Consider the following 14,012-nt stretch of genomic DNA (forward strand, 5'->3'; position numbering starts at 1 on the left):
ACGATAGCGCGAATCGCGAGTGTACACTATACACATTGTGTACATCGGACACTTTATGCGCCAGCGTGCCCTGCCCCTTCGCCTCGCCGCGTGGATCGCGGCCTCCCTCGTCATGGCGGGCTGCTCCGCCGACCCGGACCGTCGCGCCGAGGCCTCGGCCGCGACCGCGGTGCCGGTCGTGGTCCAGACGCCGCGGCCGGCCTCCGCGTCGCTTCCTGTGCCGGCGATCGGCCGCCTCGAGCGCGCCGAGGAATCGACGCTCGGCTTCCTCTCCGGCGGCGTGGTCGATCGCATCGACGTCGATATCGGCGACGTCGTGCGCAAGGGCCAGGTGCTCGCGACGCAGACCCCGACGACCGTCGATGCCGCGCTCCAGCAGGCGCAGGAGCAGCAGGCGCAGGCCCACCGCGACCGGGAACGCGCCGCCGAACTGGTGCAGAAGCAACTGCTGCCGCGCCAGGTCCTCGACGACGCCACGACCCGCCTCATCGTGGCCGAGGCCCAGGTGCGCAGCGCGGTGTTCGCCGCCCGCAACGCGCGGATCGTCGCGCCGGCGGACGGGGTGGTCAGGCAGCGCCTGGCCGAACCCGGCGAGGTCGTCAGCGCCGGTGCGCCCATCCTCGTGGTGAGCGGCGGCGATGCGGGATGGCGGCTGCGCGCGACGGTCGCGGACCGCGACGGCCTCCGCCTCCGCGTCGGCGATCGGGCGAGCATCCGCATCGACGCGATCGGCGGCCTCCCGTGGCCGGCGACCGTGTCGCGGATTGGCGGCGAAGCCGACGCGGCGAGCGGCGGCATCGCCGTGGACCTCGCGCTTTCGGCGCCCACCGGCGAGGACGCCGCGGCACTGCGCAGCGGCCTCGTGGCCAGCGCGCGGATCGATGCATCCGCCGACACGGGACTCGCCGTGCCGACCTCGGCCCTCGTCGCCATCGAGGACGGGCGGGGGCGCGTGTTCGTCGCGAGGGACGGCCGGGCGGTGCCGCTCGACCTCCGACTCGGGGAGGTCGGGTCCGAGCACGTCCGCGTGCTCGAAGGCCTGGACGCGAACGACGCGGTGGTGGTGGAAGGCGCCGCCTACCTCGCCGAAGGCACCCCGGTTTCGACCCTGAGCGACGGTGCGCCGTGAGCCCCTGGTCCTTCGCCGTCCAGCGCTGGCAGTTCACCAGCGTCGCCCTGCTCCTGCTCGTGGCCCTGGGCGCCTTCGCCATGGCCTCCATCCCGCGCCAGGAGGACCCCACCTTCCCGATTCCGCTCACCACGGTGGTGGTCGTGTATCCCGGCGCCGATCCGATGGACGTCGAGCGCCTCGCCATCGACCCGATCGAAGACGCGCTCGCCGAACTGGAGGACGTCAAGGAGATCCGCTCCACCAGCGAGAGCGGGCTTGGCGTCATCCAGATCGAATTCGAGTGGACGGTGACGCCGGACGACAAATACGACGAGGTGGTCCGCGAGGTGAACGCACTCCGCGGATCGCTGCCGGCGGGCGTGCGTGACATCACCTTCCGCAAGGCCAACCCCGGCCTCGTGAACATCCTGCAGGTCGCGCTGGTCGCACCGGCCCTCGACGGTCGGCGCCTCAAGCAGTTGACCGATGATCTCGAGGAATCGCTGGAAAGCGTGCCCGGCATCCGCCGCGCGGAGTCCTGGGGCTTTCCCGCACCGGAAGTTCGCGCCACGCTCGATCTGCCGCGCATGGCCGCGCTGGGCATCGACGTGGCCACGGTCGATGCCGCGGTGGCCGGCGAGGGCGCAAGCATTCCCGGCGGCGCGGTCGACGTCGGCCAGCGCCGCTACAACCTCAAGGGCACCGGCGACTACGCCAGCGTCGAGGCCATCGCGAACACGGTGGTCGCGACACGCAACGGGCGCCCCGTGCTGCTCCGCGACATCGCCGACGTGCGATGGGCCACCGAGGAACCGACCTACCTCGCGCGCTACAACGGCGAGCGCGCGGCCTTCGTCACCGCCAACATGAAGGACGGCTTCAGCATCTTCGACGTCCAGGCCGGGCTCGACCGGCGGCTGGCCGAGTTTCGCGCCACCCTGCCCCCGGGCGTCCGCCTCGAGGTCGGCTTCGAACAGGCCGACAACGTCGCCCATCGGCTGAGCCGCCTTGGCCTCGACTTCGGCATCGCGCTCGCACTGGTCTCGATCACCCTGCTCCCCCTCGGGTTCCGCGCCGCCGGCATCGTCATGGTCGCCATCCCGCTGTCGCTGGCCATGGGCGTGGCCGCGCTGTGGTTCCTCGGCTTCTCGCTGAACCAGATTTCGATCGCGGGCTTCGTCGTCGCGCTCGGCCTGCTGGTCGACGACGCCATCGTCGTGGTCGAGAACATCGCGCGGCACCTGCGTGAAGGCGCCGACCGCGTGCGCGCCGCCATCGATGGCACGCGGCAGATCGCGTTGGCCGTCCTCGGCACCACGGCGGTACTGATCCTCGCCTTCCTGCCGCTGCTCAACCTGCCCGAAGGGGCCGGCAAGTTCACGCGCGGCCTGCCGCTGGCCGTGGTGATGACCGTGGCGGCCTCACTGCTGGTGGCATTCACCGTGGTGCCCTTCCTCGCCAGCCGTTTCCTGCCGCGCGAATCGCACGGCGAGGGCAATGCCCTGCTGCGTGGCCTGAAGTCGGCCATCCACCGCGTGTACGCCCCGGTGCTGGCCAAGGCGCTGGTCGCCCCGAGGCGGGCGCTGCTGCTCTGCACCGCGCTGTTCGTCGCGTCGCTGGCTCTCGTGCCCTTCCTCGGCTTCTCGCTGTTCCCGGCCGCCGACAAGCCGCAGTTCCTCGTCAAGATCGACGCCGCGGAAGGCGCCTCGCTGGACTCGACCGATCGCGCCCTGCGCTTCGTCGATGGCGTGCTGGCCGGGACGCCGGGCGTGGTCCACCGCATGGCGAACCTCGGCCGCGGCAACCCGCTGATCTACTACAACGAGTTCCCCGAGGAGACGAAGACCACGGTCGGCGAGGTGTTCGTCTCGCTCGATCGCTGGGACGGCGCCCGCTCCGAGGCCCTGCTGGAAGACCTGCGCCGGCGTTTCGCGGCGTATCCCGACGCGCGTATCACCGTGGCGCAGTTCCAGAACGGCCCGCCGATCGAGGCCCCGATCGCGGTGCGCGTGGTCGGCCCCGACCTCGCGACGTTGTCCACGTTGGCCCGCGACGTCGAAACGACGCTGGTCGCCGTTCCGGGCGTGCGCGACGTCGACAATCCGCTGCGCCTGCCGCGCATCGACCTCGATCTCGGTTTCGACACCCTCGAGGCGGGCCTGCTCGGTGTGCCGAGCCTCGACCTCGACCGCATGACGCGCCTTGCTACGGCCGGCGTCGAAAGCGCGCGGTTCCGGGATGAACGCGGCGACGACTATGCCGTGCAGCTGCGACTGCCGACCGGCGCCCATCCGACGCCCGAGGTGCTGGACGACCTGTACTTCACCAGCCGCAGCAGCGGCGCGGCGATCCCCTTCCGGCAGCTGGCCGAACCCCGGCTCGTGAGTGGCCCGAGCGAGATCCAGCGCCTCGACCGCGAGCGAATGGTCACGGTCACGGCGAATGTGCGGCAGGGTTTCGTGTCGGGCGATGTCTCGGCGGCCGTGTACCGGGCGCTGGACGCGAAGGACTGGCCCGCGGGCTACCGCATCGAGGCCGGCGGCGAGGCAGAGGCAGCCGCCAGCAGCCTCGGTGGGCTCGGCACCGCGGTGATCATTGCCACCTTCGGCATCCTCGCCGTGCTCGTGCTCGAGTTCGGCAGCTTCCGCAGCACGCTGATCGTCCTCGGCGTCGTGCCCTTCGGCATCCTCGGCGCCCTGGTCGCCCTGTTCCTCGCCGGCTACCCGCTGAGCTACATGGCGATCATCGGCTTCGTCGCCCTCGTCGGCATCGAGACCAAGAACAGCATCCTGCTGGTGGACTTCACCAACGAACTGCGCCGCGGCGGCATGGCGCTTGATGCTGCGATCGCCAAGGCCGGCGAACAGCGCTTCCTGCCGGTGGTACTCACCTCGGTCACGGCCATCGGCGGCCTGCTCCCCTTGGCCGTGAGCGGATCGGCACTCTACGCCCCCCTCGCCATCGTTCTGATCGGCGGCCTGGTGAGCTCGACGCTGCTTTCGCGGGTGGTCACGCCCCTGATGTACAAGCTGCTGCCGCCAGCCATCGACGTCGACGTGCCACCGATCCTTTCGTCCCCACCGACGGCAGGCGTCGCCTCGGGGCGGTCGAATCCGACGGGCTGACGGAAGGCGTGCCCCGGCCGGCCGGGGACACCCAATCGCGGACGCCCGATCCGCCGGGTCGTCAGCGCCAGACGTGGGCGTGCCCGCGGACGAAGTCGGCGAACCCCCGGGGCGGACGTCCGGTCAGGGTCTGCACGCCGTCGGCGAGGCCCGCGCCCCAGCCGTTGCGCACGATCGCGTTCAGGCTGGTCAGCCAGTCGACGACGGCGGGCGGCATGCCGGACGCCGCCATCGCATCGCGGGCGGTGTCCAGAGGCACGTCGACGTACTGCACGGGACGACCGAGTTCCTGCGAGATGAGCGCCATCTGCTCCGCCTCCGTCAGCGCCTCGGGGCCGGTCAGGTCGTAGGTGCGTCCTTCGTGCGGGGCCGGGTCGGCCAACACCACGGCCGCAGCCGCCGCGATGTCGCGGACATCGACCACCGCCATCGCGCCTTCGCCGTGCGCGGCGTAGAGCGTGCCGGCGCGGATCGCCCCAGCGTTGAAGTTCACGTGGTTCTGCATGAAGAAGGTCGGCCGGAGGATCGTCCACGGCAGCCCGCTCTGCATGACGAGACGGTCGATCTCGCCCTGCACGCGGGCGATCGCCATCGGACTGTCCGGGTCGGCGCCCGCGCCCGAGGAACGCACCACGTGGCGGATGCCCGCGTCACGGGCGGCCTGCAGCGCGTTCGCGGCCCACGCGAGCATGTCGGGGGCCAAGGGCAGCAGCAGGAACAGGGTGTCGAAACCACGCATCGCCTCGGCGAGCGTGTCCGGCCGGGCGAAGTCGCCGACCACGACGGGCACGGGCGAGGCCTCGCTGGAGGGCTTCGAACGGAGCGCCGTGACGTCGGCGCCCTGGCGGAGGAGTTCGGCCACGAGGGCCGAGCCGATAGTGCCGGATGCGCCGGCGACGAGGATGCGATGGCTCATGACGATGTCCTTGCGGGTGTTGGGGTGGCAGGCATCCTGATCCGCTCGGGGAAAGACAGAAAGCCATAGAATGGAAATTCATCTTCAACCTGAATTTGAAAATGAGCGCCCCCAAGCTCCAGCGTCTGGTTGCCTTCGTCGAGTCCGCGGCGAACGGCGGGTTCAGTGCGGCCGCACGCCGCCTCGACCTCACGCCCGCGGCCGTCAGCAAGAGCGTGCAGCGGCTCGAGGACGAGCTTGGCCTGCGCCTGTTCAAGCGTTCGACGCGCCAGTTGCGCCTGACTCCGGAAGGCGAACGCTTCCTCGCGCAGGTCGCCCCCGGCCTTCGACAGCTCGACGAGGCGGTGGCCGAGATGGCGCAGGACGCCAGCCTGCCGCGGGGCCGTGTGCGCATCTCCGCGCCGCCGGGGTTCGGGCGCCGCTATGTGCTGCCCTGCCTGCCGTCCCTCGCCGCGCAACACCCGCAACTGGACATCGAACTGAGCCTCGAGAACCGCAAGGTCGACCTGATCGGCGAGGGCTTCGACATCGGCGTGCGCGGCGGAACCCTCGAAGATTCAGGACTTGTCGCACGCCGTGTCGCACGCTTGCCCCTCGTGCTGGTGGCGTCGTCCACCTACCTCCGCCGGCACGGCGCTCCGCCTTCCGCCGACGCCCTTTCCAGCCATCAGTGCATCGGCATACACCTCGATGGCGGCGCCGAGATTCCGTGGCGGTTCCGCCGCGGCGACCGCAGCCACGATCTCCGCCCTCGGGGTGTGCGCCTGTGGCTCTCCGACCCCGAGGCTGCGCTCGACCTCGCGCTGGCCCACGGCGGCATCGCCCAGGTGGGTCTGCACCACGCGATGCCCGGCCTGCGCAGCGGGCGGCTGAAAGCCTTGCTCCTCAACGAGCATGACCCCGGCGACCGCGAGATCGCCGTGCACTACGCCCACCGGCAATACCTCGCCCCGCGCGTCCGGGTGGTCGTCGATGCGCTCGTGGACGCCCTCGCCGGCCACGACGATCTGCAGGTCGCACCCGGCCAACTCCCTGGTGCCTGGGTCGCGGGTTGAGCGCCGGTCGGGACAACCTGCTCATGCGCTGCGCCGTGACGGCGAGCGCGTGAACCCGCGAGGCTTGGTAGCGGCGGTCAAGTTTCTGCCGCGTCGGCCGATTCACACTTCGATCCGAGAGGAACCATGACGACATGGACCCGATTTCCGCTGCCATCGTCCGCAGCGCGACGGTGCTCTCACAGGCGCAACTCAACCAGCAGGTGAGCTACGCCGTGCTTCGGAAGGCGATGGATGCCGAAGCCAGCACCGCCGCGATGCTGTTACAGGCCATTCCGCAACCGCCCCCGATGAACGGCACGAGCGGCGGCCTGGTGGACACCTACGCCTGATCGTGGTGGAAATGCCGGCGGAAGGCCACCTCGCTTTCGCGTGGCGCGCCAAGTTCCTGCGCGTGCCGGTGGCCGGCGTAGACGGCGTGAACGATCATGCCCGGGGCCTGGGCGTCGCCGATGCAATCGACCGTCACGATGCCTGCATCGCGCCATTCGGACTCGCGCTCGCGCAGCGCCAGGTACAGGGCATCCTCGGGTGACCGGGCGGTGACAAGCAGCACCGCGCCGCAGGCGAGGTGCTCCTGACGACCTGTCCAGACGTCTTCCAGGGTAACGCGGCCGGACTCGGCGGCGACGAGGTTGACCGACACCCGGGTTGCCACATCGAGGGCTGCCAGTCGCTTTCGTACGTGGCGGTACTCGAGGGTGTGACCACCCCAGGCGCCAACCACATCGTCAGGCGTGGCCAGAACGACAGGGTTGCCGCGTGCACGCAGGGCCTCCGCGGCCACGCCGGCGTAGTAACCGTAGTCGTCATCGAAGACCAGCACGCGACCCTCGGGCCAGCGGCCATCCATGAGGTCATCCAGCGTAAACACCGGCGGATGTGCCGACACCGCAAGCTTCGCCGCGACAGGATCGGCCACGCTGATCGCGCCGCCCAGTGCGGCGATGCCCAGGCCATTGCTGCGGCCGTAACCGTCGCGCCGCCAATGGCAGCCGGTGGCGATCACCACATGCTCGGCGCCGAAATCCAACACGTCCTGCGCGGTCATCGGCGAATCAAGGTAGGTGGCCACGTTCGGCATCTTGCGGATCTGCCCCAACCGCCAGTCGCGCACGCGGGACCATTCCGCCAGCCCCGGCAGTCGCGCTTCGCGAGTCACCCGCCCACCGAGCTCTCGGCGTGCTTCAGCGAGGCTCACGTCGTAACCGCGCTGGCCGAGCGCCCTCGCCGCTTCGAGGCCCGCCGGACCGCCGCCGACGACGAGTACCCTCGCCTCGCGGTGCTTCGGCGCGATGCGCTCCGGGTGCCAGCCCTTGCGCCATTCCTCGCCCATGCTGGGGTTCTGCGTGCAGCGGATCGGCGAGATGGTGTTGTCGCCGGACACGCACACGTTGCAGCCGATGCATTCGCGGAGGTCGTCGAGGCGGCCTTCCTCGATCTTCTTCGGCAGGAAGGGATCGGCGATCGAAGGCCGCGCGGCGCCGATGAAATCGACGATGCCGCGCCGGATCTGCGAGACCATCGTGTCCGGCGAGGTGAAGCGCCCGACCCCGACCACCGGCTTGCTGGTCGTGCGCTTCACGAAGTCGACGAAGGGTTCCTGGGCGCCCTCCCCCGCAAACCGCGAGGGCACGGAATCGTTGTACCAGGCCGCCACGTTGACGTCCCAGAGGTCGGGCAGCTCGGCCAGCATGGCGACGATGTCGCGCGCTTCGGCGAGTTCGACGCCTTCCGGCCCGAGCATTTCCTCGGTGGCGAAGCGCAGCGCCACGCCGCAGCGGTGGCCGACTGCCTCGCGGGTGTCTTCGAGCAGTTCGCGCAGCAGGCGCACGCGGTTCTCCAGCGAGCCGCCGTATTCATCGGTGCGATGGTTGCGGCGGCGCTGCAGGAAATGCATGGCCAGCGAAAGGTCGTGCGCGGCGTAGACGTACACCACGTCCATGCCGGCGCGCATCGCCCGAACCGCGGCCTCGCGGTGCCAGCGCCGGTAGTCGCGGATGTCGGCCTTGTCCATGGCCCGCGCCTGCGTGGGGTAGCCGTACTTCGAGGGCTGGTGCGAGGGCGCGATCAGCACTTCGCGCGAGAACAGGTTCGAGGCCGTGGGGCCGTTGTGCGTCAGCTCGATCGCGGCCAGCGCGCCGTGCGCATGCACCTTGTCCGCCATCAGGGCCAGTGCGGGGATGTCGCGATCGTCCCACAGTCGTGCTTCGACGAAGGGCGTGAGGTCGCCGCTGGGGTGGATCTCGCATTCCTCCGTGCTGATCACCGCCCAGCCGCCTTCGGCCTTCACCTCGCGCATGGCCGCATGCGCCAATGGCATGGCGTGGCCCATGCCGTTGCAGTGCGGCACCTGGAAGAAGCGGTTTTTCGCCACCACGGGGCCGATGGCCATCGGGGTGAACAGCACGTCGTAGCGCGGGTCGCGCATCCGGGCTCAGTCCTCGCCGACTGCGGCGTAAGCCGCGCGCAGCAGGTTCTGGAAGTGCCACACCCCGCTCTCGCGCTTCGGGCACAGGCGGCCGGCCTCGTAGGTGCCGGAGGCGAGGCCCTTCTGCACCGCCTCGCAGATGCCGATGTCCTCCTCCTGCACCTCATGGCTGAAGTCGCGGTCGGCGGCAATGCGCGCCTGCGCCTGCTCGTCCTCCAGATAGTAGTAGTCGAACTCCACGCGGCAGCGGTCCGGGCCCAGCGGCAGGATGCGGTTGGTCTGCAGGCGCCCCGGCATGATGTTCAACATCACGTTCGGGTAGACGAAGTAGTAGAAGGCATCGCCGTCGCCGTACATCGCGCCGCCGTCGCGGATCGGCGAATGCTGCAGCGAGTGCCAGGCACCAAGCTGGGTGTCGTAGGCGCGGTAGTCGAGCACCTTCGACAGCCCCGGATGCACGTGCGGCAGGTGGTAGCCCTCGAGGAAATTGTCGACATACACCTTCCAGTTGCAGGCGATGTCGTACTGCTCGCGTCGCAGGAAGCGCATGGCCGAAAGGTCGATCGGGGCGATGCGCTCGGCGATGCCTGCGTACACCTCGTCGAATGGCGGCGTGGCGGGGTCGATCGCGACGAACACCAGACCCTGCCATTCGTGAACCCGAAGGGGCGGCAGGCGGATGGCGGTGACGTCGAAGTCCTCGGCGCCCTGCATCTCCGGGGCGGATTTCAGCTGCCCGTCGAGCCCATAGCTCCAGCCGTGGTACTTGCAATGCAGGGCACGCGCGCCCTTGCCGTTGCAGAAGGCCAGCGGCCCCGCGCGGTGCCGGCAGACGTTCGGGAAGGCACGAAGCACCCCGTCCCCGCCGCGCACCACAAGCACCGGCACGTCGCCCACCCGCTCCACCACGTGGTCGCCGGGCTCGGCCAGCAGGCCCTGGTGGGCCACGAGCTGCCAGCTGCGCGCGATGATGGCGCGGTGGTCACGCCGGAGCGCCGCGTCGCCCACGTAGTAGCGAGCCGGCAAAGCGGTGGCACGCGTCAGCGCCACGTTCGTCTCCATCCCCATTGTCCCCCCCATCAGTCATGCCCGGTCCCGGTGGACGGCTATGCTCGCATGCCGTTAGATTGCCGTGACGAAAAAATGAAAGGCACGGCAGGCGATGCCAGCAGAGCCCCACGCGACGAGCGTACCGCAGGCCCCGAGCCGGCCCGATGCCGGCGTCGCCGCGTCGCCGCCCGGCCGACTCGCGCGACAGCTCGACGCCGCCAAACGCAACCCGCGATTGATCGCCGCGGCCAACGCCTTGCAGGCCAATGCCCTGCCCGACGCCGAAACCCACCTGCGCGAGCACCTGGCTGTCGCGCCCGACGACGTCGCCGCGCTGCGGATGATGGCGGAGCTCGCCGCCCGCCTCGGCCGCCAGGAAGACGCCGAAGCCCTGCTCGAACGCTGCCTAGCCTTGGAACCCGGCTTCGATGCCGCGCGGCAGAACTACGCGATGGTCCTGCATCGCGGCAACAAGCCCGAGCAGGCGCTGGCCGAGATCGAACGCCTGCTCCGCACCCAACCCGGCAACGCGCACTACCGCAACCTCAAGGCCGTGGTGCTGTGCCGGATCGGCGACTACGCCCCTGCCATCGCGATCTACGAGGGCATTCTGCGCGAGCACCCCGGGCAGGCGAGGCTATGGCTGAGCCTCGGCCACGCCTTGAAGACCCACGGCGAGAGCGCACGCGCCATCGAAGCCTACCGTCGCGGCCTCGCGCTGGAGCCCGGGCACGGCGAAACCTGGTGGAGCCTCGCCAACCTCAAGACCTTCCGCTTCAGCGAGGACGACGTCGCGACGATGCAGCAGCAGCTCACCCGCCGCGACCTCAGCGACGACGACCGGCTGCAGTTGCACTTCGCGCTCGGCAAGGCCTACGAGGATCGCACCGAGCCCGCCCTCGCCTTCACCCACTACGACGAGGGCAACCGCCGCCGGCGGGCGCAGTTGCACTACTCGGCCGATGACACCACGGCACGCGTGGCCCGCATCGAAACCACCTGCACGGAGCCCTTCTTCGCCTCGCGCCGGGGTTTCGGCAGCCCGGCGCGCGACCCGATCTTCATCGTCGGCCTGCCCCGCTCGGGATCGACCCTGATCGAGCAGATCCTCTCCAGCCACTCCCGGGTGGAGGGGACGATGGAGCTGCCCGAAGTGATCTCCATCACCCGCGAACTCCGCGGCAAGGGGCCGGATGGCCGCCCCCAGCCCTACCACGAGGCCTTGGCCGCGCTCGGCCCCGACCGCCTCCGCGAACTGGGCGAGCAGTACCTCGAGCACACGCGCATCCATCGACGCAGCGACGCACCGCTGTTCATCGACAAGATGCCGAACAACTTCCAGCACATCGGCCTCATCCACCTGATGCTGCCGAACGCGACGATCATCGACGCCCGGCGCCACCCGCTGGCCTGTTGTTTCTCCGGCTTCAAGCAGCACTTCGCGCGCGGCCAGGCGTTCACCTACTCGCTCGAGGACATCGGCCGCTACTACCTCGATTACGTGCGCCTGATGGCGCATTACGACGCCGTGCTGCCCGGCCGCGTGCATCGCGTGCACTACGAGGCCATGGTCGAGGACACCGAGCACGAGGTGCGCCGCCTCCTCGACCACTGCGGCCTGCCCTTCGAGGACGGCTGCCTGCGCTTCTTCGAGAACACCCGGCCCGTGCGCACCGCGAGTTCCGAACAGGTGCGCCAGCCGATCTACCGCGATGGCGTCGACCAGTGGCGCCATTTCGAACCGTGGCTCGAGCCGCTGAAGGCCGCCCTCGGCCCGGTGCTCGATGCCTACCCCACCGTTCCACCGTTCCATTGAGCGCCACACCACCCACCACCGCGCCAGCCTTGAACGTCCACAGGGAGTCGACCATGAGTCAACGCATCCATCCGCCCGGCGCCAAACGGCATCGTCCCTTGCCGAATCGCGGCCGGCTCGCCGTCGCGATCTGCCTCGCCTTCGGTTCCGCCGCCTTCGCCCAGGCGCAAGAGACCGAGCGCACCGCGACGCTCGACGCCATCACGGTCACCTCGCAGAAGCGCAGCGAGAACCTCCAGGACGTGCCGATCAGCCTGCAGGTGCTGGACGCGCAGAAGCTCGACGAGCTCAACATCACGAACTTCGAGGATTACGTGAAGTACCTGCCCTCGGTCTCCTATGAGACGGGCGGCCCGGGCTTCGCGAAGATCTACATGCGCGGCGTCGCCAGCGGCGGCGACGGCAACCACTCCGGCTCGCTGCCGAGCGTGGGCGTGTACCTCGACGAGCAGCCGGTGACCACCATCCAGGGTCCGCTCGACATCCACGTCTACGACGTCGAGCGCATCGAGTCGCTCTCGGGCCCGCAGAGCACGCTCTACGGCGCCAGCTCGCAGGCCGGCACGTTGCGCATCATCACCAAGAAGCCGGACACGTCGGGCTTCGAGGCCGGTTACTCGGTGGGCGTGGACAAGACGTCCAGCGGCGGTTCCGGCCACGTGGCGGAAGGCTTCGTCAACCAGCCGCTCGGCGACAGCGCCGCCCTGCGCGTGGTCGCGTGGAAGGAGAAGGAGGCCGGCTTCATCGACAACGTGCGCGGCACCCGCACGTATCCGTCGTGGGACGCCGATTCCGGCGGCAACGGCACCGAGAACAACTTCGACCTCGCGCGCGACGACTACAACAGCATCGACACCGAGGGTTTCCGCGCCGCGGCCCGCTTCGAACTCGGCGACCGCTGGACCATCACCCCGACGGTGATGCACCAGCGCCAGGAGTCGCCGGGCTTCTTCGCCTTCGACCCGCAGGTGGGCGACCTCGCGGTCACGCACTTCAACCCGGAAGGTGGCGAAGACCGCTGGACCCAGGCCGCGCTGACCATCGAAGGCAAGATCGGCAACTTCGACGTCACCTACGCCTACGCCAACCTCGACCGCGACGTCGACACCGAATCCGACTACAGCGACTACGCGTTCTGGTACGACACCCTCGCCGGCTACGGTGCGTACTTCTACGACAACGACGGCGCCTTGGTGAATCCGTCGCAGTACATCCAAGCGGTCGACGGCTACAAGCGCGACAGCCACGAGATCCGCTTCAGCTCGCCGCAGGACAACCGCTGGCGCTTCGTCGGTGGCTTCTTCTTCCAGCAGCAGGACCACGACATCCAGCAGCGCTACAAGATCGACGGCATCGCCGACACCCTGACGGTGACGGGTTGGCGCGACACGCTGTGGCTGACGAAGCAGTTCCGCCAGGACGACGACAAAGCCGTGTTCGGCGAGTTCGCGTTCGACATCAACGACAGCCTCACGGCCACGATCGGTGGACGCCACTTCCGCGTCGACAATCGCCTGAAGGGCTTCTTCGGCTTCAGCGCCGGCTACAGCAGTCGTACCGGTGAAGCGGCCTGCTTCGACCAGACCGACTTCAACGGCGCGCCCTGCATCAACCTCGACAAAGGCGTGAAGGAATCGGGGAACATCGGCAAGGCCAACCTGAGCTGGAAGATCGACGACGACCGGATGCTCTACCTCACATGGTCGGAGGGCTTCCGTCCCGGAGGCATCAACCGCCGCGGCACCTTGCCGCCCTACCTGTCGGACTACCTGACGAACATCGAGTTCGGCTGGAAGACCACGTGGATGGATAACCGGCTGGCGTTCAACGGCTCGCTGTTCCGGCAGGACTGGGAGGACTTCCAGTTCAGCATCCTGGGCGCGAACGGCCTTACCGAGATCAAGAACGCCAACCAGGCGCAGATCGACGGCCTCGAGATGGACCTGAACTGGGCCGCGACCTACAACCTCAACCTCAGCGCCGCGGTCGCCTTCTACGACGCCAAGCTGACCGAGAACTACTGCGGCTTCACCAACGCCAGCGGCGTCCCGGTCACCAACTGCCCGACGCCCGAGGCCCCGCGTGGCACCCAGCTGCCGGTGACCCCCGAGTTCAAGGGCACGGCGCAGGCGCGGTACAGCTTCGACCTCGCCGACGGTGAGGCCTATTGGCAGCTGGCGGCCTCCCGCGTGGGCGAGCGCACCTCGGACCTGCGGCTCCGCGAACGCGCGATCCTCGGCAACCTCGCCGCGTACACGACGGTCGACTTCTCGATGGGCTACCGCCGCAACGACTGGTCGCTCGACCTCTACGCCAGCAACATCGCCGACGAGCGCGCCGAGGTGTCGAAGTTCACCGCCTGCGCGGAGACCGTCTGCGGTGCCCGAGGCGTGGTGCCGGAGTATCCGAACGGTCAGGTCTACACCAACACCATCCGTCCCCGCTCGATCGGGCTGCGCTTCTCGCAGTCGTTCTGATCGACGCCGGTTCACGGTGATCGCGTGAGAA

9 protein-coding genes are annotated in these 14,012 nt (G+C 69.3%); 6 read left to right on the forward strand and 3 right to left on the reverse strand.

From position 1 onward, the window contains the following. The first annotated feature begins 55 nt into the window (after positions 1-55). Positions 56-1,129, forward strand: a complete 1,074-nt coding sequence (locus ACIQ6S_RS06290; RefSeq protein ID WP_397607611.1) for an efflux RND transporter periplasmic adaptor subunit — start codon at positions 56-58, stop codon at positions 1,127-1,129. Continuing rightward, complete coding sequence (locus tag ACIQ6S_RS06295) at positions 1,126-4,236, forward strand: efflux RND transporter permease subunit (RefSeq protein ID WP_397607612.1); 3,111 nt, start codon at positions 1,126-1,128, stop codon at positions 4,234-4,236. Before ACIQ6S_RS06290 ends, ACIQ6S_RS06295 begins: the two co-directional genes overlap by 4 nt. Positions 4,237-4,297: 61 nt before the next feature. On the opposite strand, the gene ACIQ6S_RS06300 is transcribed toward ACIQ6S_RS06295, so the two are convergent. Continuing rightward, on the reverse strand, positions 4,298-5,152 hold the full coding sequence (locus tag ACIQ6S_RS06300) for an NAD(P)H-binding protein (RefSeq protein ID WP_397607613.1): 855 nt from the start codon (positions 5,150-5,152) through the stop codon (positions 4,298-4,300). A gap of 101 nt (positions 5,153-5,253) precedes the next feature. On the opposite strand from ACIQ6S_RS06300, the gene ACIQ6S_RS06305 reads away from it, so the two are divergent. Next, positions 5,254-6,207, forward strand: coding sequence for a LysR substrate-binding domain-containing protein (locus ACIQ6S_RS06305; protein ID WP_397607614.1), 954 nt, complete (start codon positions 5,254-5,256; stop codon positions 6,205-6,207). A gap of 134 nt (positions 6,208-6,341) precedes the next feature. Then, complete coding sequence (locus tag ACIQ6S_RS06310) at positions 6,342-6,539, forward strand: YjfB family protein (RefSeq protein ID WP_397607615.1); 198 nt, start codon at positions 6,342-6,344, stop codon at positions 6,537-6,539. On the opposite strand, the gene ACIQ6S_RS06315 is transcribed toward ACIQ6S_RS06310, so the two are convergent. Together ACIQ6S_RS06315 and ACIQ6S_RS06320 are read right to left on the reverse strand one after the other, a co-directional pair. Further along, on the reverse strand, positions 6,530-8,638 hold the full coding sequence (locus ACIQ6S_RS06315) for an FAD-dependent oxidoreductase (protein WP_397607616.1): 2,109 nt from the start codon (positions 8,636-8,638) through the stop codon (positions 6,530-6,532). The genes ACIQ6S_RS06310 and ACIQ6S_RS06315 overlap by 10 nt on opposite strands. 6 nt (positions 8,639-8,644) lie before the next feature. Then, positions 8,645-9,688 carry an aromatic ring-hydroxylating dioxygenase subunit alpha gene (locus ACIQ6S_RS06320; protein WP_397607617.1) on the reverse strand — a complete coding sequence of 348 codons (1,044 nt, stop codon included), beginning with the start codon at positions 9,686-9,688 and terminating at the stop codon, positions 8,645-8,647. Between the two features lie 112 nt (positions 9,689-9,800). Here ACIQ6S_RS06320 and ACIQ6S_RS06325 point away from each other — a divergent pair, with 112 nt between their 5' ends. Continuing rightward, positions 9,801-11,504: a tetratricopeptide repeat-containing sulfotransferase family protein gene (locus tag ACIQ6S_RS06325; RefSeq protein WP_397607618.1), complete on the forward strand. Its 1,704-nt coding sequence runs from the start codon at positions 9,801-9,803 to the stop codon at positions 11,502-11,504. Positions 11,505-11,557: 53 nt separating this feature from the next. Continuing rightward, a complete protein-coding gene (locus tag ACIQ6S_RS06330; RefSeq protein WP_397607619.1) occupies positions 11,558-13,981 on the forward strand; it encodes a TonB-dependent receptor in 2,424 nt (807 codons plus the stop codon). The last annotated feature ends 31 nt before the right edge of the window (positions 13,982-14,012 follow it).

This window comes from Silanimonas sp., assembly GCF_044377035.1.
Lineage (GTDB): Bacteria > Pseudomonadota > Gammaproteobacteria > Xanthomonadales > Xanthomonadaceae > Silanimonas.